This is a genomic window from Shewanella sp. VK101, from assembly GCF_056497865.1.
Window position 1 is genome coordinate 4,480,993 of sequence record NZ_CM151402.1, and the last position, 22,395, is coordinate 4,503,387.

A 22,395-nucleotide genomic window follows, 5' to 3' on the forward strand; every position below is an offset into this window, starting at 1 on the left:
GCCCATATTGCAATTCGCAATATGGGCTAGCATGGCTGATACTAGAATTAATCATATAAAACGAAAGGATAAGTCGTTCTGTGACCGCATCCGCTTCACCTAAACCTGAGCAATGGACTATCTCGGCTTCCCAGCGAGTCACTGTGGATCCCCTGCTCGACAGTCTGGTTCTATTGACGGAATACTTTGGCAGCCCCTGTTCCAGTGAGTCTCTGGCGGCAGGCCTGCCCCTGTCTTCGGCTATTCTGTCCCCGGAACTGGTACCTCAGGCAGCTGCAAGGGCCGGCCTAACCGCCAAGCTTTCCCGTAAAGGCTTGAATCAGGTTACTGCTATTCAGCTTCCCTGTATCTTGCTTTTGAAAGACAAGAAAGCCTGCATTCTTCGCGAGCTGGATCTGGAGCAACAGCATGCCGTGATCCAATTACCTGAAACCGGCGGCGAACAACGCCTGTCCATGGAGGAGCTGGAAACTCTCTATGTAGGCTATCTGTTTCTGGTTAAACAGCAGTACCGTGGCGATATGGGGTTTGATGTTTATCATCACGACCACAGTAAACACTGGTTGCTGCAAACCATCAAAGACTCGGCCCCCATCTATCGTGATGCACTGATTGCCTCAATCCTGGTGAACTTGTTTGCCCTGGTTTCACCGCTGTTTATCATGAACGTCTACGATAAAGTGGTGCCCAACCTGGCATTCGAATCACTGTGGGTACTGGCCATCGGAGCCGGTATTGCTTATCTGTTTGATTTGGTCATGAGACAGCTGAGAAGTTACCTTATCGATGTTGCCGGTAAGAAAGTCGACATCATCGTCTCGTCGCGACTGTTCTATAAGGCAATCGGTATTCCCCTCGAAAACCGCTCGGCCAGTGTCGGCGGCATGGCGCGTCAATTAGGTGAGTTTGACAGTATCAGGGAGATCCTTACCTCGGCGACCATCACCACCTTGGTCGACCTGCCCTTCGCCCTGCTGTTTATGTTGATCATCTATCTGGTCGCCGGCGATCTGGCACTGATCCCATTAATCGCCAGCTTAATCATCATCAGCTATACCCTGATCATTCAGCCCAGGCTCAAGACTGCCATTGAGGAAAGCAATAAATTTGCCAGCCTCAAACACGGCCATCTAATCGAAAGTCTGGCCTCTCTGGAGTCCATCAAGTCATACGGCGCGGAAGGCCTGGTACAAAAAGCCTGGCAGCAGATGATAGGCCACACTGCCAACTGGCAGTTGAGATCGAAAAAGCTCTCCAACTCAGTGGCCAACGTTGCCAACTTTGTGGTGCAGTTGACCGTCGTCAGTGTAGTCATTCTCGGCGTCTACCGGGTTGCCGACAATGATATTTCCATGGGTGGGATCATTGCCGCTGTGATGCTTGCCAGCAGAGCAGTTGCACCCATGGCGCAACTGGCCGGCTTGATGACTCGAGCCAACCAGACGGCCAGCGCGCTGAGACAGCTGGATCAGATAATGACCCAGGAAGATGAGTTTGAAAACAAAGGCCACCTGGTCAGCAAACAGCGCCTGATGGGCAAGATAGAAGCCGACGACCTCAGCTTCAGTTACCCTGGTTCGGAAAAACCTGTATTGCATCCCTTCGCCTTGAGGATCCGCCCCGGCGAGCGGATAGCCATTATCGGCCGTAATGGCAGCGGTAAGAGTACCTTGGCCAAGCTGCTGGTCGGGTTATTCAAACCCAGTAACGGCAGCCTAAGATACGATGGCATAGACAGTGCCCAGATCCACCCCAGCGATCTACGCCGTAACTTCGGTTATCTGCCACAGGATGTCACCCTGTTCCACGGTTCGGTCAGAGACAATATTCTTTTCGGCACCCGTCAGGTCACCGAGCACCAGTTGATCCGAGCGGTACAGCTTTCCGGGGTCAACCTGTTTACCGATATGGAATCGGAAGGCCTGGATCAACAGGTAGGTGAAGGCGGCCACTCTCTGTCCAGGGGCCAACGGCAAACCGTGGCCTTGGCCAGAGCCATACTCAATGACCCACCCGTGCTGTTGATGGATGAACCCACAGCCAGCCTGGATGCCAGAGCCGAGAAGCAATTCATGCGCTCAATGCATAATGTCAGCCGAGACAGAACCTTGCTGATCATCACTCACAAGATGCACCTGCTGAATCTGGTGGATCGCATCATAGTGATGGATAGAGGCCACATCATTGCCGACGGTCCTAAGGATAAGGTGCTCGAAAAGCTCAACCAAGGGCTGATGGCAGGAGGCAAGTAATATGAATAAGCACCTGACTTCTGATGACTTGGAAATGGTAGACGATGTCTACGGCGCCATGATGACAGATGCTCCCACCAGCCACAGATTGATCATCTGGTCGCTGGCGATAATGATGCTCTGCTTCCTCACCTGGGCCTATTTCGCTTCTCTCGACCGAGTTACCAAGGGCACGGGTAAAGTGATCCCCTCTTCCCAGGTACAGGTCATCCAAAGTCTGGACGGCGGTATTTTGAAAGAGATGTACGTTCAAGAAGGCATGCTGGTCAAACAGGGTGAGCCCTTGGTTCGCATCGATGACACACGTTTCCGTTCCGATGCCGCCCAGCAGGAGCAAGAGGTCTACAGCCTGCAGGCCAACGTTATTCGCCTGCAGGCCGAGCTGAACAGTATCTTTATCTCAGACATGGCCAACGATTGGCGGGAACAGCTCAAGATCACCAAGATCCCGCTGGTATTTCCTGCCGAACTGGCCGAGAAGGAGCCTGAGCTGGTCAAGCGCCAACAGGATGAATACGCCGGCCGTCTGGACAACCTCAGCAACCAGGTCGAAATCCAGGCAAGGCAAATCCAGCAGCGGCAGCAGGAAACCGAAGAGTTAACCTCAAAAATCGGCACCCTGAGTACCAGTTATCGCTTGGTCAGCCGCGAGCTGGAACTGACCAAACCTCTGGCACAGAAAGGCATAGTGCCCGAGGTGGAACTCTTGAAGCTGGAACGTACAGTTAACGACATTCAAGGCGAGCTGGCGACCCTCAGAGTAATGCGCCCTAAGCTCAAAGCCAACATGGATGAGGCGATACTCAAGCGCCGGGAAGCGGTATTGGTTTACGCCGCCGATTCCCGCGCACAACTCAATGAAATGCAGGCCAAGCTGGCAAGAATGAATGAGGCCCAAGTGGGAACCAAGGATAAAGTCAGCAAAGCCGTTATCACTTCACCGGTCAACGGAACCATTAAAACAATAAATATCAATACATTGGGCGGCGTTGTTCAGCCAGGTATCGATATTATGGAGATAGTTCCTTCCGAAGACCAATTGCTAATCGAAACCCGAATTTTGCCAAAGGATATCGCCTTCCTGCATCCGGGGCTGCCCGCCATAGTTAAGGTTACCGCCTATGATTTTACCCGTTACGGCGGGTTGAAAGGCACTGTGGAACAGATAAGTGCAGACACTACTCAGGATGAAGAAGGCAACAGCTTTTATTTGGTAAAAGTGCGGACCGAAGAGTCCAGTTTAATTAAAGACGATGGCACTGAGATGCCCATTATTCCCGGCATGTTGACCTCTGTTGACGTAATTACCGGGAAAAGAACTGTCCTTGAGTACATACTTAATCCCATTCTAAGGGCCAAAGAAACAGCGTTAAGAGAACGCTAGGCTCAAAGTCACAATAAACCTGGAGGGTTTAGCATGAACAAGAAAGTTACTCGGCTGGTGAAACCCAGTGCCTTGGCACTGGCGATTACCGGGCTGATGTTGCCCACGGCAGGGTTTGGTCAGACCCTGGAACAAGCCGTAGCGCAGACATTGGATACCAACCCGGAACTACGGCTCGCCTTTAACCGCTTCAAGGCTCGTGAAGAGCAGGTGAACCAGGCCATAGCCGGTTATATGCCAACGGTAGATATTACCGGTGGCTACGGCTATGAATACACAGACAGTCCGGCCACTCGTCGCCGTTTGGCCGGCACCCTGGATGATGAAATTGAACTCAAACGAGGCGAATTCGGTGTCAGCATCAAGCAGATGCTGTTCGACGGCTTCTTTACCAGCAGTGAAGTCGACAGATACAGCTTCGAAGCCAGTGCCGATCAATGGGCGCTGTTTGCCGCTGCCGAAGATATGGCGCTGGATGTTGCCAAGGTCTATATCAACTACATACGTACCGAGCAGGTGCTGACACTGGCAGAGAAGAACCTCAAGAGCCACCAGGATATCTACGAGCAGATCAAGCAGCGTACTGATTCGGGCCTGGGTTCTACTGCGGATCTGTCGCAAATCACAGGTCGTCTGGCCCGTGCCAACGCCAACGTAGTGTCGGCGCGCAATAACTTCCTCGATGCCAAGAGTCAGTTTTTCCGCATCACCCATCAGCAGCCGGAAGACCTGATAGTACCGGTTCCGGATGCCGATATGTTGCCGGCAGATATAGATGCCAGTATCAAGATGGCTCAGGAGTACCATCCTATTCTCAAGTCGGCCACCAGTGATATTCGCGCCGCCGAGTATGAGAAGTCGTCGGCTCAGTCCAACTACTACCCCAAGATCACGCTGGAGGTGGAAGGCAACCTGAACAACAACCTGGACGGTGAAGACGGCTTTAGCCGTATCGCCAGCCAAAATGTCGGCGGCTACAACAATGACATTCTGGCCATGGTCAGGGTTCGTTATAACCTGTTCGCCGGTGGCCGCGACTTGGCTCGTGAGAAAGAGGCCAGCTACAAGATAGGTGAAGCGAAAGAGATCCGTGAGCGCGCCTATCGTGAAGTGGTTGAAGGCGCCAACCTTGCCTGGAACGCTTATGAGTTCCTGGGGCCACAGAAGCAGTATATTCGCGAGCATGTCATTGCAGCCAAGGACACTCAAGTCGCCTACTCACAGCAGTTCAACCTGGGTCAGCGCACCCTGCTCGACTTGCTGGATACCGAGAATGAGCTGTTTGAAGCCAGAAAAGACTATCTGACCGCCGAGTACGACGAAGTGATTGCCAAATACCGCGTACTCAATGCCACAGGTCAACTACTAGACTCGCTTAGAGTCACTCGCCCCGATGTATGGAAAGGGGAGCGTGAATATGAAGGAGGAGTTAAATAATGAAACTCTTTATCACCCTGCTTAGCGTCGCCATACTGGCGGGCTGCTCAATGCGTGACACGGTTTCCATGGATCAGCCGACAGCTCAGGTCAACGATCTCAATGATAATGACAGAGACGGTGTTATCGAAGCCCGTGAGCGCTGCTCAGGTACCGTTGAAGGTGCCAACATTGATAACTATGGTTGTGGTAAGATCAAGCCTATCAATGAGCGTTCCGAGTTGAAAATACTCTTTGCCAACGACTCCTTCTACATAGATCCTCAGTACTATGATCAAATTGGTGTTATTGCTGACTTTATGAAGCAATATCCCAGCACCAAGGTGACGATTGAAGGACACTGTAGCCGTACCGGCAGCTATGAGCATAACCTCGAGCTGTCACAGAATCGGGCAAACGCCGTAACCAAAGTGCTTGAAGATCAATTCGGTATCACTGCCGATAGACTGACAGCCATAGGTTACAGTTACGATAGACCAGTAGATCCAACAGATACGCAATTGGCCCACAAACGTAACCGCCGAGTGATCGCCGAAGTAACAGGCGAAGACACTATGGCCGATATGAAGTGGAACATCTACACTGTGGATCAAGAAGTGAAATAGGACCTTGATATCCCCATATGACAGGCAGGCTCAACCAGTATTCACTGCTCAGACGGGTCTGCCATTACACAGTACTGGCATCGACTCTAGCAGTGTCATGCCTGTACGCCGCTTCAACCCAACAGCTCGACCCCAACAGCATTACCAGGACACTGGAAGCTCGTTATGGCGAGCGGGCAGGCCTCAGAGCCAGAGCTTGGTTCAAGATATTGGACGAGGCGCAAGGGTTGGACGATATGGGGAAAATCACCAAGGTAAACAACTTCTTTAACCTGTTTCGCTTTGTAGATGATATCAAGCTCTGGGGGATGGCCAACTACTGGGCCACCCCTTTAGAGTTTATCGGAGTAAATGGTGGTGACTGTGAAGACTTCTCCATCGCCAAATACTTCACTCTGCTGCAGTTGGGCATACCTGAAGACAAGATGCGCATCACCATGGTTAAGGCAACCAGTGTTAATCAGTACCATATGGTGCTGGCCTATTATGAGACGCCCTCCTCTGTTCCTCTTATTCTGGACAACCTGGATCGCGAGCTCAAACCGGCAACTCAACGCAGAGACCTGATCCCTGTGTACAGCTTTAACGGTAAGCAATTGTGGCTAAACAAAGAGAAAGGACGCGGTGTATTGGCAGGCTCATCCGCTCGCTTGGAAAAGTGGAATGACCTGAGACACAGATTAGGGGCTGATCGCTTACGTCAGCCAAAATTAAAACTGGAGTAGCTACAGCAATGACACTGTTTCGACAGATATACTCGTTACTGTTTGGGCTGTTTCTCTTGGTTGTAGCCAGTGTGGGCTATGTGCAATTCAATGAGACCCAGAACTTTCTGACCGAGCAGATGGAGTCGGACCTCAATAATGTCAGCCATTCATTGGGATTGATGTTGGTTCCATCGCTGGAGGCCGGTGATCTCGCCACCGCAGAAACCATGGTGAATGTCATCTTCGAGGGTGGCTATTACCAAGAGGTGAAACTCACCTGGTTGGTCGACGGTAAACAGCAGGTCTGGAATAACAATATCCGCATCGAAGATGTGCCCCAATGGTTTATCGATCTGGGGATCTTCACCCCGTTACGCAAGGAAAGCACCATCACTTCGGGTTGGTTGCAGTTGGCCAAGTTGGAAATTACCGCGCACCCGGGTTTCGGCTACCATGAACTGTGGCGCATTATGAGCCACACCCTGATAGCCTTTTCAATCCTGTTTTTGGTCGCCATTCTATTCGCCCGTCTGGGCCTGACCTGGATCCTCAGTCCACTGCATGCCATTGCCGAACACGCCAAGAGCATTGCCAAACGGGAATTCGGCCCGGATATGCCGCTCCCCAAAACCCTGGAACTCAGGGATGTGGTTAACGCCTTCAACAGCATGTCGGCCCAGTTGAAGAAGATCTTCAGCTCTCTGGACGAAGAAGTTACCGCACTCAGGAAGAAGAATCTGGTGGATCAGGTATCCAACCTACCCAACCGTCAATATATGATGGGCCGAATTGGTGGTTGGCTCGGTGAACCCGGCAGCGGTGCCCTGATGATGACCAAGTTCGATTGGCTCGAAGAAGTGCATAGCAAGTATGGCTATCAGGTAAGAGACGAAACTATCAAGCTACTCTCGGAAAAACTGCAGCATGAGCTGGGCGAAATCTGTGAATCTGTCATTGCCCGTATCGCCGCCTATGAATTTGCTTTCCTGGTCACCAATGTTGAGCGTGAACAGTTAAGTAAGTATCTGCAGACGTTGATCCGCACCATCAACCAGGAAATGGTCAAGGCGGGTTGCAAACCCAATGAAGACTACGCCATAGGTATTGCCGAGCGCATAGGACAGATGAACAGCTCAGAACTGCTGGCACGCTCGGACAATGCCCTGCAAATCGCCCTCAAGGAAGGCAAGGTTTATCACTGGTTGGAGACCAATGAGCAGCAGTTGTTCAGTCGCGAACAATGGCGCGACAAGCTTACCGAAGCAATTAACCGTAAGCAGTTCCGTTTCCGTTGGCAGCCAGTGCACTATCAGGACTCAGACAACGTACTGCAGCGGGAGCTTTTCTGTCAGCTGCAGATAGGTGACAAACTGGTACACGCCGGCCAGTTCATGCCTTATGTCGAGCTATTGTCCTTGGGTAGCCTGCTCGACCGCTGCCTGATTGAAAAGATCAGCGAAGATGAGTTGTTGGAGAAAAATGCCGAAGCAGTTGCGGTTAACCTCACCCATCACAGCATCAGCGATCCCAAGTTCCACGAATGGCTCAATCACTTCCTGCGTAACAGTCGCCATGCAAGCCGGTTGGCCTTTGAATTACCGGAAGCCGCCATCTATACCGATATCGATGCCTGCCAGGCGCTGTGTACCGTTATCCGCGACAATGGCGCCAGCATAGGGATAGACCACTTCGGCCGTCAGTTCGGCTCCATGTCTTATTTGCAAAGCCTGCGGCCGGCTTACGTCAAGCTGGATCAATCCTTTGCACAATATGATGAAAACCAGCACAACAGCGAACTGTGCCGGGCACTGGTGAACGTGGCCCGAGGACTGGAAATCGATGTGATAGTCACAGGTATTCAGGAGAAAGGTCAGTTGGAGCGCTTTACGCCACTCAAGACCCAAGCATACCAAGGCTTTATTTCACCGCCGGTGAATGTTGCGTAACTGATATAAGGCTCCCTTCGGGGTAATGCCGATCAGTTAAGACAGATCGCTTGACGATCTCACTGAAAGGATCAAAATCCGATGACCCATGTCATCGGATTTTTTTATGCAACTTTCAGAAGCTTTGGCGCGTACTCATATCAATCGTCTTACCGAATTCACCTGTCTGGCCGATGTACTTGAGCCTGAGTTAATTCAGTCGTGCCTTGATTCACATGGTGTTGCCAGTTTAAGACGACGTAAGTTACCTATGGATGCCATGATTTGGGCGGTGATTGGTATGGCTCTGTTCAGAGGCGAGTCCGTCCGTTCACTCATCAATAAGCTTGATATCGTCTTACCGCAAGAGGTGGATTACGTTGCGCGCAGTGCTGTCACGCAAGCGCGTAAGCGATTGGGCTCTGACGTTGTTCAGGATGTGTTTAAGCGAAGTGCCAAGACCTGGCATGAAAGAGCAGAGCATCCTCATTGGTGTGGGCTCAACCTCTACGGTGTCGATGGTGTCGTGTGGCGAACACCTGATAGTGAGCAAAACAATCAGGTGTTCGCCAAAACCGCCAACGCTTCTGGTGATGCTGCCTATCCTCAAATTCGCATGGTTTGCATGATGGAGTTAAGCAGCCACCTGGTATTGAACAGTGCCTTTGATTCTGTTGCTGTCAGTGAAATGAATTTAGCCGCCGAACTGATATCAAGCATACCCAATAACAGCCTGACGCTGTTTGACAGAGGCTTTTATTCGTTGGGGCTTTTGCACGCCTGGCAACAGGCTCAACCGAACAGTCACTGGCTGCTGCCGTTGAAGAAAGGGACACAATATGAAGTGGTACGCTCTTTAGGAAAACACGACCAACTGGTGCAGTTAGCCACCACGCCTCAAGCCAGAAAGAAGTGGCCTATGCTACCTGACAATATTGAAGCTCGCTTACTGACAAAGACGATAAAAGGTAAGTCGGTTTCCATTTTGACCTCATTAACAGACCCCTTGCGTTATCCGGGGGCAGAGATAGCGGATTTATATGCCCATCGATGGGAGATAGAAGTGGGCTATCGGGAGATGAAGCAGCATCTTCTGGAGAGTCGCTTTACGTTGCGTAGTCAATTGCCAGAGTTGGTTATCCAAGAATTGTGGGGGGTACTATTGGCCTATAACCTCATCAGATACAAGATGGTGTTGATGGCTAAGAGCTTACCGTCGTTACATCCGAACCAATTAAGCTTTAGAGATGCATCGAGTTATATCATTTTTAAACTGACTCAGCTGTCATCTCAAATGCCTGGGAATGTTCCGAGAGAGGTCTTGGACATAGTGCGTAATGCGAGGCAGTTCAAGCTTGATGGGAAACGGGATAGAGCCTATCCACGTGCGTTAAAAATGAGTAAAAACAAGTATCCCATTAAGCCTAAGAAAAATGCCGTTCACACTAAGTGAACGGCATTACCCTTCGGGGGGCCTTTCCTTTACCAGAAGCTGCTAGAGACAGCGAAGACCCAAGACACTTAAGCATCTAGTAAGCATCTAGAAGATGAAAAAAGGAAGGCGTTGAGTACTAAGAAATCAACAAAAAAGCCCCTGATTTCTCAGGGGCTTAAATGTTTTGGTCGGTGATAGAGGATTCGAACCTCTGACCCTCTGCTCCCAAAGCAGATGCGCTACCAGGCTGCGCTAATCACCGAAATACTTTCCAGCTTTTACCCGACGTAAAGTCAGACAAATCAAATTTGGTCGGTGATAGAGGATTCGAACCTCTGACCCTCTGCTCCCAAAGCAGATGCGCTACCAGGCTGCGCTAATCACCGAAATATTGCTTTATTGGGCACCTTGAAAGGAAGAGGGTCACCCTCTGCTCCACTCTGGTTTCCAAACCGGGAGGCGCTATCAATTGCGCTAATCACCGTAAGATTTGAAGCTGACTCGCTTCACGAAAGAAGTGGGGTGACTGATGGGACTTGAACCCACGACAACCGGAATCACAATCCGGGGCTCTACCAACTGAGCTACAATCACCACTGATATTTCTTTCACTGACTGGCACAGCAGTTGAATCAAACTGGTGCGCCCAGAAGGATTCGAACCCTCGGCCTCACCCTCCGGAGGGGTGCGCTCTATCCAGCTGAGCTATGGGCGCCCGCCGTGTCAGCGCCGCATATAGTAGGAGGATTTACTCCCCGCGTCTACACCTGTTTTGCTTTTTTTCGGCTGTTTGCTCAAGTTTTGACTTAAATAGCACAACAATTATCCGACACCAGCCAAAAAATTGACTTGGATAATACCGTATTTCGTGCTATTCCTATCCTTTGATTGAAAACCACACAACAATTATATTGCAATTATTCCTTGGCGGATAACATGTTTAGGGATGAAACTCTCCATCAGCATTCGGCTCAGGAAGTCTCGAGTTTAGAAAAAAGGGTTGCCAGACTCAGACGACTGGCGGCCAAATACAAAAGAGCCGAAGCCACTCAGAACGCGCTGCTGGAGATCTCCAATATTGCCAATAAGGCAACCTCAATGGAGAGCTTCTACCAAGGCATGCACTTGCACCTTCAACAACTGATCCCTGCCGACAACTTTTATATCTCCCTGCTCGATGCCCAAAGACAACATCTGGAACTGCCGTTTTTCTCCGATGAAAAAGACTCCCACCCTTCTGAGCTCTATCCGGAACAGGAGCTATCTGAAATTCTAATGCGGGGTCTCACCGGTTATGTGCTGCGAACGGCCAAGCCCCTACTGTGTGATGAGCGCAAAGCTGAAGAGCTGGCCGCCGCCGGGGAAATCATGTCCCTCGGCTCCCCCTGTCATCAGTGGCTCGGCGTGCCGATAATGCAAAATGACAGAGCAATCGGTGTCTTGGTGGTACAGAGCTACAATCCTGCCAGTTCCTACGGCGAGATGGAGTTTGAGCTGATGGCCTTCATCAGCCACCACATAGCCGGGGCCATGGAGCGATTACGGCATCATGAACAACTGGAACAAGCCATCACCCAGAGAACCCAGGAGCTGAGCCAGGCCTACGATAAGCTGAAACAGGAGGTCTATGAGAGGCGCCGCGCCGAGAGACTGCAAAAGTCCCTGTTTGAAATCGCCGAGCTCTCCTCCTCAAACCTGGATGACAGCGAGTTTTATACCGAGCTGCACCGGGTCCTCAGTCATCTGTTGCCCGCCAATAACTGTTACATAGCCCTGCTGGACGACACGGCAACTGAGCTGCACTTTCCCTTCTATGTTTCCCAGCTCAGTGACCAGCCACCCAAATGCCGTCCCTTAATGGACGGACTGGTGGAATACCTGCTCAGATTGAAACGCCCCGTATTACTGGATCAGAGTGATATCCAATCTCTGGTGTGCGCCAAAGAGATATATAGCAAGGCTCCTGAGCTCAATCACACCCAGAGCATGCACCAGTGGATTGGTGTGCCACTGTTTATTCAGGACAGAATTGCCGGCGCCCTGACTATCTATAGCTTCAGCATGCACCAGAACTATCAGTTCAAGGATCTTGAGCTGCTGACCTTTGTGTCGCAGCATATAGCTACGGCCATAGAGCGTAAGCTGGCCACCGAGGCACTGAAACGCAGCAACGAAGAGTTGGAAGAAAAGATCCTGGAGCGCACCCGCGAGCTGGCCACCACCAACCAAGAGTTACAAAAAGAGATCTCCCAGCGCCGAAAGGCAGAGCAACAACTGCTGCATGATGCCAAACACGACGCCCTGACAGGCTTGCCCAATCGGCTGATGTTTATGGAGCGTTTGAGCCAGGCCGTTAAGCATAATCGCCGACACATGCAGGACAAGTTCGCTCTGCTGTTCGTCGATCTCGACCGTTTCAAGCTGATTAACGACACCCTGGGACACCTGGAAGGCGACAAGTTTCTGGTTGAGACAGCCATCCGCCTCAAGTTTTGTATTCGCGACAACGACACCCTCGCTCGTCTCGGTGGCGATGAGTTTGTGATTTTGCTGGACGGGTTACGCACGGCCGACGATGCCAAGGAAGTCGCCGAGCGGATCCTCAAAGAGCTATCGCGCCCCTACGAGTTGGCCGATAAACAGTTCAACTCAGGCGCCAGTATCGGTATAGCCGTCAGTGGTCATCACAGAGATGACACCAGCGAGTCCATTCTGCGGGATGCCGACACCGCCATGTATATGGCCAAGACCCGAGGCAAGGGTTGCTATGTGGTATTCGATGAGAAATCGCATCAGCAACTGATGCAGGATGTGAGCCTGGAAAATGAACTGAGAAACGCCCTGGATACCCAGCAAATTCGGCTCAGTTACTTCCCGGTGCAGGATCTTAAGACCGGGCAGCTACAGGCACTGGATGTACGCCTGTATTGGCCTCATCCACAACACGGCAAAATCAAACAGCAACAACTCGCCAATTTGGCAGAGCAAGCCAACTTACAGCTGGAACTGGACAGGTATGCGATAGAGGCGCTGAACAGCGAACTTCCCAAGCTGCAACTGGCCGCAGGTACCAAGTTGCATCTGGCCATCTGTAGCCAGCACCTCAAACATAAACACGCGCTGCGCAGTCTGAAAAACTGCCTGAGAAACTGCCGCTTCCCGCTTAACGACCTCTGCTTGTTTTTCAACGAGCAATCCTTGTCACGGGATCTGGAAAACCATATCAACGGCTTTGAAGTGCTCAAACGCTTGCAGGTCACTCTGGGGATCACAGGCTACGGCAGTGGTTACAGCCCCTTGATCAGCCTATCCTTCCTGCCTGTCAATGTGCTGAGACTGGATGCCAGCCTGGTGTCACATCTGCAAAGCCCCCACCACAGACGCTTGCTCAAAGCGATACGCTTGAGTGCCGGCGCGCTGGAGCTTGAATTGGTATTGGATGGCGTCAATACCCAAGAGCAGAAACAGCAACTGGCGCAAATGGGCTTTAACTCAGGCCAGGGACAAGCCTTGGGGAGTCGCTTGAGCGCCGCTGACAGCAACAACACCGAGGTCATAGATACGGCAACCCAGGTTTGTGCCTGAGTCGGTTCTTGAAGCCAAGGCTTACTTCTTGAACATATCCCGCAGGTTGGCAATATTGGCCTTGCCGGTTTCCATCCGTTGCTGCTCACTCTGCTGCGGCTTGCGGTTTTCCCAGATAAGGTCGTCCTGAGGCAGTTCCATCAAAAAGCGGCTGGGTTCGCAACGCATGGTTTCGCCGAATTGGCGCCGCTCACGGCAAAGCATAAACCACAGCTCTTTCTGGGCCCGGGTGATGCCAACATAAGCCAGACGCCGCTCTTCATCGACATTGTCTTCATCTATGCTGGTTTGATGCGGCAGAATCCGCTCTTCCACTCCCACCATAAACACATAGGGAAACTCCAGCCCCTTGGAGGCGTGCAGTGTCATCAACTGCACCTGATCGCCGCCCTCATCCTCATTGTTTCTTTCCATCATGTCCCTGAGCGTCAGCCTATTGACCACTTCGGGTAGGCTCATGGGCTCATCCAGATCGTCACCGGCCAGCATCTCTGTCACCCAGTGATACAGCTCGGAGATATTTTTCATCCGCATCTCGGCCGCCTTGGCGCTGGCACTGGTTTCGTAGAGATAGTCTTCATAGTTGATTTTGCGGATCAACTGCTTGATGGCATCAACCCCTTCACCACGCTGAGCGATTTCACCGGTATCGACAATGAAACGACCAAACTCATACAGTGAGCCCATGGCCGCCGGTGGCAGATGATGGTTCAATTCAGCGTCGAAAATCGCCTCAAACATGGAGATATGCTTCTGATTGGCAAAATTCCCCAGTTTTTCCAAAGTAGCCGGGCCAATTCCGCGCTTGGGCAGGTTGACGATACGCAAGAAGGCATTGTCGTCATCCGGGTTCACCACCAAGCGCAGATAGGCCATGATGTCCTTTATTTCGGCTCTGGCAAAGAATGAGGTACCACCACTGAGCTTGTAGGGAATACGGTTGGTCATCAGCGCCCGCTCCAACAAACGGGATTGGTGATTTCCCCGATAGAGAATGGCGTACTCGCCATAACTGGTCTTGCCCATAAACTTGTGGCGAATAATTTCGGCCACCACCCGTTCCGCTTCCTGCTCTTCGTTGGCGGCAAACAGTACCCGCAGCGGCTCGCCATAGGCCAACTCACTGAACAGCGACTTATCATACACATGGGGATTGTTGGCGATCAGAATATTGGCCGCCCGCAATATTCGCTGACTGGAGCGATAGTTTTGTTCCAGCTTAATGAGCTTGAGCTCGGGAAAGTCTTTGCCCAGCAGCACCAGGTTTTGTGGCTTGGCACCGCGCCAGGAGTAGATGGACTGGTCATCATCGCCCACCACAGTAAAACGTGCCCGCTCTCCCACCAGTAATTTAACCAGTTCATACTGGCTGGTGTTGGTATCCTGATATTCATCTACCAACAGGTAACGGATCCTCGCCTGCCAACGGGCTCTAACATCGGCGTTATGCCGCAGCAACAGGGTCGGCAGCAGGATAAGGTCGTCAAAATCCAGCGCATTGTATGCCTTCATATGCTGGGCGTAACGCTGATAAAGGAGCGCGAACAGTTGTTCCTGTTCACCCTTGGCTATCTTGCGGGCATGATCCGGGATCACCAAGCCCCCCTTCCAATTGGAGATCATGGTCGCCAGCGCCCGCAGCAGATCTTTGTCCTCCTGTAGCTCGTCCTGGGTCAGCTCTTTAAGCAGAGCCAAGGTGTCCTGATCGTCAAACAGAGAGAACCCGGCCTTTAGGCCCAAAGTCTTGTGTTCACGCTTGATGATTTCCAACCCCAGGGTATGGAAGGTAGAGATCCACAACCCCCTTGCTTCTTTACGGCCCATGGATTGAGCCACCCGCTCTTTCATCTCCCGTGCTGCCTTGTTGGTAAAAGTCACAGCGGCGATATGCTTGGCCTGATAACCACACTTCTGCACCAGATGGGCTATCTTGTTGATGATAACCCGTGTTTTGCCACTGCCGGCTCCAGCCAATACCAGGCAGGGACCGGAAACATAATGGACGGCTTCATTCTGGGCAGGATTGAGCTTCATGGGTTATCGATATCTCACACAAGGAAGGTTTAGAGGCTGAGATCATACCAGAATCAGTGCCGGAGGCAGCCCCAAAATCCCCTTAGGGAAGTGCTTCTTGCAAAGGACTAGGGCCATTTGCTGCGAACCACGCCTTGCATCCGGCCTGTAAGCCGACGCAGAGCACACATGGGACTTGTTCGCACCTTCCTTAGGTTAACCTTGGGTTCAGTACGGCCTATAAGTTACAATCAGTTAAAACCTTGCCAGTGGATTAAAGAGATGATCAACCCCAAGAAAATTGAAGAAATGGCCAAACAGCTGAGCGAAAACCTGCCTTCAGGGCTGAAGCAATTTGCCGGCGAGTTTGAAGAGCGCAGCAAGCAAGTACTGCAACACCAGTTGCTGAAACTGGATCTGGTCTCCCGGGAAGAGTTTGAAGTGCAGCAGCATGTATTGCTCAAGACCCGCGAAAAGCTGGAAGCCCTGCAAGCCAGAGTCGAGGCACTGGAAGCCAAGGCTGAACAGGCAGAGTAATACCTCTCACCCCAAAATGGATAAGGCCGCTCATGAGCGGCCTTATGTTTCAACACGGCTAAATTAGAGCATATGCCGATAGCCCAGAGTAAAGGCGATATCCGTGCTGTTATCCATGTTGAGGAAGTTTTCAATCACAGTGAACTCTATGGCGCTGCGATCCAGATAATAACGGTAGCCCAGCAAGGCTTCATTTGAGGCTTCAGAGAAGTCGTCATCCGACTCGGCCATTCCCTCGTATCTGTGGTACTCCAGCATCCAGCCATGACGCCCGACACGGTATTCATAGCCCAGGCCGACCATCAAAGCGTTGGACTTATAGGGTACATCCGACAACACCTCTTCGTCCTGACGAAAGCTCAGACCAAGTGTTGAATGGAAGTTGTGCCGTCCGTTGCGATAGCTGTAATTAAGCTGCAACGCCTGTTCAAAGTTCTCATTGGCAAAAGGCCCCGAGCCCACATAGTTGTAATACAGGCTGCCCCCCACAGACAGGCCGTGGTGCTCATTTTGCAGCAGTTGATACCCCAGATAGACGTTGAAGGCGTTATTCATCGTCTTGCCGCCAAAATCACTGAGATCGATACCGTGTTGCTTGGAGTAAATCTGATTCTGGTTTCGCGGCTGATGCTCACGACCGTTCTGATCGAAACCGAAGGAATCGTGGAACCACATGGTCAGCGAATCCAAGTGGTTATTGCCACTGAAACGCCAAGTGTAATTGGCGTCCAGCATCCAACGGTCATCGATTTGCCACTTGAGACCACCAGTTAAGGAGTTGTGATAGTAATCGGCCAGATAATCGTCCGTCTCGGCCCACACACTGGCGATGTTACCGGTCAGATACCATTCTTTTTGTCCCTCAGCCATGGAAAAGCCCGAGCGCAACATGGGGGCCAGGCTACTGGATTGCAGGGGAGACTGGGCATAGACCCGCAGCGGCCCATAGTCATCAAAATCGGCCAGTTCAGCATGCAGGGGCAAACTAAAAAAAAACGGCAACCAACAGATTTTGGAAAAGTTCTTCATAGGTATCTTCACAGCAGATTGTATAGGCGGTTATTTTAAATGACTGCAGCATTGATTCACACTCATTATAGATGATTCAATCACGACCACATTGTCATAATAAATGTGACAGTAACAGCAGAATCCCTTGAGCATAACATCCAAGAAGCCAAATCAGACCGGGGCAAAAAGGGCCGTGCCATAATTTCGCCATTATTGATCAGTGACTTGTCATGATATGTCAGGTCAAATCTGTTCTAATACTGCCACTATAGGTTAAAGGAACATACCTCATGTTTGAAATTATCGTCCTGGTGGTAGCGCTGGCCTTTCTTGGTGCCATGGGTTTCGGGGCTTATCTGCTGCTGAAAAGCGTGATGAAGAAACAAAACGGCCAAGCGGCGCTGCCTCAATTCAAATCCAAATTAACGCTCAAACTCTTTGCTGTGGCCATGGTGGGCCTGTTGTCATTGATACCGCTTGGGATGATCCAGGATCTCAGCCAGGACAGAGAAAGCCTCTATCGCCAAGTGGTGCGCGAGATAGGCCACACCTGGGGCGATTCCCAAACCTTGGCCGGTCCGGTTTTGGTACTGCCGTTTCGCTATGAAGTGATCTCCGACAGCAATATCGACGGCAAACAGCACCGCAGTCGCCAGGTTTACAGCGATGAACTCTTGATCCTGCCCAAAGGCATGACACTGGATGCCGGTCTGCAGCACGAATTCCGCCATCGCGGTATCTATCAGTCACTCGTATATCTGGGACAAGTCAAGGGTCAGGCCAACTTCGAACTGCCCAAGGTCAATATCCCAGGCTTACTCGGCTTTGATTATAACCAGGCCCGGCTGGTGTTCGGCGTTTCAGCCAACCAGGCTATTGAGACTGTCAGCCGTTTTAATCTGGCTGGAGAGCAGGGCATGCCCAGCTTGATGTCAGGTACAGGCCTGGATAACACAGGCGGCCTTGGCCGCGGCTTTCATCGCACCATAGCGCTGGATCCGAGCCAAGGTGAATATCAACTGACCTTCCAGCTCAGCCTCAGGGGTTCTGAAGGCTTGGAGGTACTACCGCTGGCGGAACTGAGCCAGATAGATATCCATGCCGATTGGCCGCATCCCAGCTTCCAGGGTTACCTGCCCGCCAGCCGTAATCTCAGCACTGAAGGTTTTGATGCCAACTGGCAGATAAGCCATCTGAGTCGTAACTTCCCTCAGGTATTCCGCGCCAGTGATGGCCGGGATCTTACCGAGATCAGTGCCAGTGTTACCCTGTTCGAACCCGTGACTCACTACGGCAAGATAGAAAGGTCACTCAAGTACGGCATACTCTTTATCTTACTGACCTACATACTGCTGCTGATCTTCGAGCTGGGCAACAAGTCACGCCTCAGCGCAGTACAGTATCTGATGGTGGGTGGCGCCATGTGCCTCTTCTATCTATTGCTGCTGTCGCTGTCAGAACACCTGCTGTTTTTAACCGCTTATCTGGTGGCCGCGGCGGTTCCCCTGCTCAGCATTCCACTTTATGTCGCCAGTGCCAGTGGCAGTCGACGCCAAGGAGCTATAGTTGCGGCCATGCTGGCGAGTCTCTACGGCGTACTCTACTCCATACTCCAGTTGGAAGATTACGCCCTCTTGATGGGAACCGGACTGTTGGTACTGATCATGCTGGTGCTAATGTACCTCACCCGTCACCAACAAATTGAAGAGTAGTATTTACTGCCAACCAACGGCTGCCACACTTGGGCAGCCGTTTTTTTACAAGTGTGCTGACAAACTGCCGCCCAAAGGGCCTACTTCGACGGAGGACGCCATTAATGCTTGCCGCGTTCCTCCCCTCTGGCACAATGGCGGTTTATCCGTTCCGATAAGGGTGTATTAATGAAATATGCAGCCGTCCCTTTGACCTCTCTGGCCATTTGTTGGCTGTTTCTGCTCAGCTTGCCGCTGGCGCTGTTTTCCCTGTCAGAGCCGCTCTTCCCTTGGCTCAATCTCGATAGCGCCGCCGCTCAGTTTTGGTACTGGTTAACCGTGTCCGGTTCGGCGCCCTGGGGCGTAAGCACCGTGTTGTTGGTGTTTGCCATCAGCTTTTTTATCCTGCCAAGGGGCAGCTGGCTGAAGATGATGTTCTGCACTTCGCTGGGCTTGGTGCTGTGTTTGCTGCTCAATGAACAGCTCAAGCTGGTATTTGCAGAATCCCGGCCCTATATCGAATGGCTGTCCCACCAGCAGCATCTGGATATCAAGGAGTTCTACAGCATAGACAAGTACGCCCGCAGGGAACTGCTGGCACAGGTTCTTCCCGGGGTATCACCGCTGGATATGCCCATCTCGGCACAGATCCAGCGCCACTGGCAGATAGAAACTGGGTTTTCCTTTCCCTCCGGCCACACCATTTTTGCCGTGACCCTGACTATGTGCAGCAGTTTCTTTCTGCTGAGGCACAACAATCTCTGGCTTCCGGCGCTGCTTATCTGCTGGGCGCTGTTGATGGGGCTGAGCCGTATGTTGCTGGGGATGCATTGGAGTGTCGATGTATTGACCTCGACCCTGCTGGGAGGAATATTGTCGGCCCTGGCTATCTATGTCGGCAGCCACAGCTATCGCCGCCTGGAACCTTGGTTCACAGGGGCTGTGAGTAAAGGCTGAAACGAAAACGCCCCGTCATTGAACGGGGCGTTTATCTATAGGATCAGTTGAGCACTTCGGCCAGGGCCCGCAGGCACAGGGCAACATTTTCCCGTCTGGCACCGTAACCCATCAGGCCGATACGCCAAGCCTTTCCGGCCAAGGCGCCGAGGCCGGCACCTATCTCCAGATTATAGTTATCCAACAGCTGCTTTCTCACGGCGCCATCATCGACACCTTGCGGGATATAAACCGCGTTGAGTTGCGGCAAGCGGCTCTGCTCGGCCACCACAAATTCGAGCCCCATGGACTCAAGCCCCTGACGCAGCAAAAGGTGCATATCCCGGTGACGTTGCCAGGCATTTTCCAGCCCCTCTTCGGCCAGTAACCGCAGCGCTTCGTGCAGTGAGTACAAGGCATTAACAGGCGCCGTGTGGTGATAACTGCGCTTGCCATCACCGCTCCAATAACCCATCACCAGGGACTGGTCCAGGAACCAGCTCTGCACCGGGCTCTTGCGCGCCTTGAGTTTGGCCACAGCGGCCGGTGAGAAGGACACGGGAGACAACCCAGGCACACAGGAGAGGCACTTCTGACTGCCGGAATAGATGGCATCTATGCCCCAATCATCGACTCTGAGCTCGACGCCACCGAGGGAAGTTACGGCATCGACAATCGACAGACAGCCGTGCTCACGCGCCAGGGCGCACAGCGTTTTGGCGTCGGAAAGCGCGCCGGTGGAGGTTTCGGCGTGCACAAAGGCCAGGAAGGCGGCATCGGGATGCGCCTTCAGCGCGGCTTCCACCACTTCTGGGTCAACCGCTGTGCCCCATTCGAAATCCAGCATCACCGCCTCGGCGCCAATCCGCTCGACGTTCTGGCGCATTCTGTCGCCAAACACCCCGTTACGGCAGACAATCACCTTTTCGCCCGGCTCCACCAGGTTGACGAAGCAGGTCTCCATACCGGCGCTGCCCGGGGCAGATACCGCTATAGTCATCTCGTTACGGGTTTGAAACGCATATTGAATAAGGCTCTTGAGCTCATCCATCATGGCCACAAACAGAGGATCCAGATGCCCGACCGTCGGCCGCGACTGCGCCGCCAATACCTGAGGATAGACATCCGAAGGGCCGGGGCCCATCAGGATCCGGCGGGGAGGGTTGAAAGCGCTAACCGAGGGTGCAGCAAACATCTTGGCTCTCCTTACAAGAGGTTTCAGGGTACGGATTAGAATAATAACTCAAGACCATAGCATAAAACTGGCCGCCGGACTGCCCCTGCTTTTGGCGAAGACAGTCGACCTGTTCCCTTTCAGGATCTCACTGGCCTGGACGCGCCAGAAACAGCCGGTAGGCGGGGTTATCCGTCTCGTCCTGGCAGACAAACCCCAACTCATCCAGAAACTGACCAAAGGCGGCTTCATCGGCCTTGGGCACTTCAAAGCCGGCCAGCACCCGCCCAAAGGCGGCGCCATGGTTGCGATAGTGAAATAGACTGATGTTCCACTTGCTCTTCAATGTCGTGAGAAACTGCAGCAAGGCCCCCGGATGCTCCGGGAATTCAAAGCTGAGCAGTTTTTCCTCCAAAGGCTCGGGTGGCAAGCCGCCCACCATATAACGCACATGCAGTTTGGCCGCTTCATCGGCAGAAAGATCCTGCACTGCAAAACCGGCACTCTCCAGGCGGGAGACAATCGCCTGCAGCTCGCTGGCACCTTCGCTAAGACGGATCCCGGCAAAGACCACGGCGCGATCGCGCCCGCTGAAACGGTAGTTGAACTCTGTCATCACCCGCCGCTCCAGCAGTTCACAAAAATGCAGGAAGGAGCCCGGCCTTTCCGGAATGGTCACTGCCAGCACCGCCTCTTTATGCTCGCCCAGTTCGCAGCGCTCGGACACATATCTCAGGCTGTGAAAATTGACATTGGCTCCGCTGAGAATCGCCGCCAGTTTCTCGCCCTTGCCCTTGTCACCGACATACTTTTTCAGTCCGGCCAGCGACAAAGCACCGGCCGGTTCGGCAATGGCGCGGGTATCTTCGAAGATATCCTTGACCGCGGCGCAAATTTCATCCGAGCTGACGGTCACCACTTCATCGACATATTCCCGCGCCAATCGAAAAGGCTCCTGACCTATACGCTTAACCGCCACCCCATCGGCAAACAAACCCACCTGCTCCAGCGTCACAGGTTCATCCGCTTCCAGCGCTGCCTTGAGACAGGCGGCATCTTCCGGCTCGACGCCGATAATCTTCACCTCAGGCATCACGGCTTTGTAGTAAGCGGCAATTCCGGCGATTAAGCCACCGCCACCCACTGGCACAAACACCACTTCAAGATCTCTTTGCTGCTGCAGCATCTCCTGGGCAACCGTGCCCTGCCCGGCGATCACCGCCTCATCATCGAAGGGTGGAATAAACACCCGCCCCTCATCCTGGGCCAGCGACATGGCATACTGATTGGCCTGATCGAACGACTGCCCATGAAGCACCACATTGCCGCCGAGGCGGCGCACCGCATCTATCTTGATGTCCGGAGTGGTGGTTGGCATCACTATCACGGCGTCGACGCCGCGACTCGAAGCCGACATGGCAACGCCCTGGGCATGATTACCGGCCGAGGCACATACCACTCCGTTTTCGCACTCAGCGGGGCTCAAGGCGGCGATACGATTATAGGCGCCGCGCAGTTTGAACGAGTGTACCGGTTGCATATCCTCGCGCTTGAGAAACACCTGGCAGCCCAGGCGGGCCGACAGCTTGTTCAGACTCGACAGCGGGGTAACCCGCGCCACATCATAGACATGGGACAAGAGGATCTTCTGCAGATAATAGTTGGCCAGCGACAGCTGACTCTTGGATGCCAGCGCCAACATA

The 22,395-nt window shown here is 52.6% G+C and carries 15 protein-coding genes and 4 tRNA genes; 11 read left to right on the plus strand and 8 right to left on the minus strand.

Annotated features, from left to right (window positions below):
* Positions 1–80: 80 nt before the first annotated feature.
* The 7 genes from ACSHSR_RS19865 to ACSHSR_RS19895 all read left to right on the plus strand — a co-directional run bounded on the left by ACSHSR_RS19865 (position 81) and on the right by ACSHSR_RS19895 (position 9,763).
* Positions 81–2,252, plus strand: coding sequence for a type I secretion system permease/ATPase (locus ACSHSR_RS19865; protein ID WP_028780118.1), 2,172 nt, complete (start codon positions 81–83; stop codon positions 2,250–2,252).
* 1 nt (position 2,253) lies between these two features.
* Entirely contained in the window at positions 2,254–3,636 is a 1,383-nt protein-coding gene (locus ACSHSR_RS19870; protein WP_045283239.1) for an HlyD family type I secretion periplasmic adaptor subunit, read from the plus strand.
* A 33-nt stretch (positions 3,637–3,669) separates the two neighbouring features.
* Positions 3,670–5,073 (plus strand): TolC family outer membrane protein, encoded by a 1,404-nt coding sequence (locus ACSHSR_RS19875; RefSeq protein ID WP_045283240.1) that lies wholly within the window; start codon positions 3,670–3,672, stop codon positions 5,071–5,073.
* On the plus strand, positions 5,073–5,678 hold the full coding sequence (locus tag ACSHSR_RS19880) for an OmpA family protein (protein WP_025010062.1): 606 nt from the start codon (positions 5,073–5,075) through the stop codon (positions 5,676–5,678). The genes ACSHSR_RS19875 and ACSHSR_RS19880 overlap by 1 nt, the downstream gene beginning before the upstream one ends.
* Before the next feature lie 17 nt (positions 5,679–5,695).
* Positions 5,696–6,403, plus strand: a complete 708-nt coding sequence (locus tag ACSHSR_RS19885) for a transglutaminase-like cysteine peptidase (protein WP_025010063.1) — start codon at positions 5,696–5,698, stop codon at positions 6,401–6,403.
* An 8-nt stretch (positions 6,404–6,411) separates the two neighbouring features.
* On the plus strand, positions 6,412–8,331 hold the full coding sequence (locus ACSHSR_RS19890; protein WP_062793964.1) for a bifunctional diguanylate cyclase/phosphodiesterase: 1,920 nt from the start codon (positions 6,412–6,414) through the stop codon (positions 8,329–8,331).
* Positions 8,332–8,437: 106 nt separating this feature from the next.
* Positions 8,438–9,763 carry an IS4 family transposase gene (locus tag ACSHSR_RS19895; protein WP_479631076.1) on the plus strand — a complete coding sequence of 442 codons (1,326 nt, stop codon included), beginning with the start codon at positions 8,438–8,440 and terminating at the stop codon, positions 9,761–9,763.
* 167 nt (positions 9,764–9,930) lie between these two features.
* Here ACSHSR_RS19895 and ACSHSR_RS19900 read toward each other — a convergent pair.
* The 4 genes from ACSHSR_RS19900 to ACSHSR_RS19915 form a co-directional block, all read right to left on the minus strand.
* Positions 9,931–10,007 (minus strand) — tRNA-Pro (locus ACSHSR_RS19900).
* Positions 10,008–10,054: 47 nt separating this feature from the next.
* Positions 10,055–10,131 (minus strand) — tRNA-Pro (locus ACSHSR_RS19905).
* Positions 10,132–10,263: 132 nt separating this feature from the next.
* Positions 10,264–10,339 (minus strand) — tRNA-His (locus ACSHSR_RS19910).
* Positions 10,340–10,383: 44 nt separating this feature from the next.
* Positions 10,384–10,460: transfer RNA gene (locus ACSHSR_RS19915), tRNA-Arg, on the minus strand.
* Between the two features lie 221 nt (positions 10,461–10,681).
* Between ACSHSR_RS19915 and ACSHSR_RS19920 the strand changes: the two genes are divergently transcribed.
* Positions 10,682–13,330, plus strand: a complete 2,649-nt coding sequence (locus tag ACSHSR_RS19920) for a sensor domain-containing phosphodiesterase (protein ID WP_418074369.1) — start codon at positions 10,682–10,684, stop codon at positions 13,328–13,330.
* Positions 13,331–13,351: 21 nt separating this feature from the next.
* Here ACSHSR_RS19920 and rep read toward each other — a convergent pair whose 3' ends face one another.
* Positions 13,352–15,364 carry a DNA helicase Rep gene (gene rep / locus ACSHSR_RS19925; RefSeq protein WP_071238982.1) on the minus strand — a complete coding sequence of 671 codons (2,013 nt, stop codon included), beginning with the start codon at positions 15,362–15,364 and terminating at the stop codon, positions 13,352–13,354.
* Positions 15,365–15,625: 261 nt separating this feature from the next.
* Here rep and ubiK point away from each other — a divergent pair, with 261 nt between their 5' ends.
* Positions 15,626–15,880: a ubiquinone biosynthesis accessory factor UbiK gene (gene ubiK / locus ACSHSR_RS19930; RefSeq protein ID WP_025010065.1), complete on the plus strand. Its 255-nt coding sequence runs from the start codon at positions 15,626–15,628 to the stop codon at positions 15,878–15,880.
* A 63-nt stretch (positions 15,881–15,943) separates the two neighbouring features.
* Here ubiK and ACSHSR_RS19935 read toward each other — a convergent pair whose 3' ends face one another.
* Complete coding sequence (locus ACSHSR_RS19935) at positions 15,944–16,909, minus strand: DUF3187 family protein (RefSeq protein ID WP_037436802.1); 966 nt, start codon at positions 16,907–16,909, stop codon at positions 15,944–15,946.
* A 272-nt stretch (positions 16,910–17,181) separates the two neighbouring features.
* Here ACSHSR_RS19935 and creD point away from each other — a divergent pair, with 272 nt between their 5' ends.
* A complete protein-coding gene (gene creD, locus ACSHSR_RS19940; protein WP_025010066.1) occupies positions 17,182–18,603 on the plus strand; it encodes a cell envelope integrity protein CreD in 1,422 nt (473 codons plus the stop codon).
* 168 nt (positions 18,604–18,771) lie between these two features.
* A complete protein-coding gene (locus ACSHSR_RS19945; protein ID WP_044735363.1) occupies positions 18,772–19,539 on the plus strand; it encodes a phosphatase PAP2 family protein in 768 nt (255 codons plus the stop codon).
* Between the two features lie 43 nt (positions 19,540–19,582).
* On the opposite strand, the gene ACSHSR_RS19950 is transcribed toward ACSHSR_RS19945, so the two are convergent.
* Both ACSHSR_RS19950 and ilvA read right to left on the minus strand, forming a co-directional pair.
* Positions 19,583–20,713 (minus strand): pyridoxal-phosphate-dependent aminotransferase family protein, encoded by a 1,131-nt coding sequence (locus ACSHSR_RS19950; RefSeq protein ID WP_045283242.1) that lies wholly within the window; start codon positions 20,711–20,713, stop codon positions 19,583–19,585.
* 127 nt (positions 20,714–20,840) lie between these two features.
* On the minus strand, positions 20,841–22,394 hold the full coding sequence (gene ilvA, locus ACSHSR_RS19955) for a threonine ammonia-lyase, biosynthetic (protein ID WP_096142461.1): 1,554 nt from the start codon (positions 22,392–22,394) through the stop codon (positions 20,841–20,843).
* Between the last annotated feature and the right edge of the window lies 1 nt (position 22,395).

What these genes read in the sequence shown, in the direction of transcription:
- ACSHSR_RS19870 (WP_045283239.1), top strand. Translation starts at nt 2,254, where the DNA reads ATGAATAAGCACCTGACTTCTGATGACTTGGAAATGGTAGACGATGTC.
- ACSHSR_RS19875 (WP_045283240.1), top strand. Translation starts at nt 3,670, where the DNA reads ATGAACAAGAAAGTTACTCGGCTGGTGAAACCCAGTGCCTTGGCACTG.
- ACSHSR_RS19880 (WP_025010062.1), top strand. Translation starts at nt 5,073, where the DNA reads ATGAAACTCTTTATCACCCTGCTTAGCGTCGCCATACTGGCGGGCTGC.
- ACSHSR_RS19885 (WP_025010063.1), top strand. Translation starts at nt 5,696, where the DNA reads ATGACAGGCAGGCTCAACCAGTATTCACTGCTCAGACGGGTCTGCCAT.
- ACSHSR_RS19890 (WP_062793964.1), top strand. Translation starts at nt 6,412, where the DNA reads ATGACACTGTTTCGACAGATATACTCGTTACTGTTTGGGCTGTTTCTC.
- ACSHSR_RS19895 (WP_479631076.1), top strand. Translation starts at nt 8,438, where the DNA reads ATGCAACTTTCAGAAGCTTTGGCGCGTACTCATATCAATCGTCTTACC.
- ACSHSR_RS19920 (WP_418074369.1), top strand. Translation starts at nt 10,682, where the DNA reads ATGTTTAGGGATGAAACTCTCCATCAGCATTCGGCTCAGGAAGTCTCG.
- rep (WP_071238982.1), bottom strand. Translation starts at nt 15,364, where the DNA reads ATGAAGCTCAATCCTGCCCAGAATGAAGCCGTCCATTATGTTTCCGGT.
- ubiK (WP_025010065.1), top strand. Translation starts at nt 15,626, where the DNA reads ATGATCAACCCCAAGAAAATTGAAGAAATGGCCAAACAGCTGAGCGAA.
- ACSHSR_RS19935 (WP_037436802.1), bottom strand. Translation starts at nt 16,909, where the DNA reads ATGAAGAACTTTTCCAAAATCTGTTGGTTGCCGTTTTTTTTTAGTTTG.
- creD (WP_025010066.1), top strand. Translation starts at nt 17,182, where the DNA reads ATGTTTGAAATTATCGTCCTGGTGGTAGCGCTGGCCTTTCTTGGTGCC.
- ACSHSR_RS19945 (WP_044735363.1), top strand. Translation starts at nt 18,772, where the DNA reads ATGAAATATGCAGCCGTCCCTTTGACCTCTCTGGCCATTTGTTGGCTG.
- ACSHSR_RS19950 (WP_045283242.1), bottom strand. Translation starts at nt 20,713, where the DNA reads ATGTTTGCTGCACCCTCGGTTAGCGCTTTCAACCCTCCCCGCCGGATC.
- ilvA (WP_096142461.1), bottom strand. Translation starts at nt 22,394, where the DNA reads ATGTTGGCGCTGGCATCCAAGAGTCAGCTGTCGCTGGCCAACTATTAT.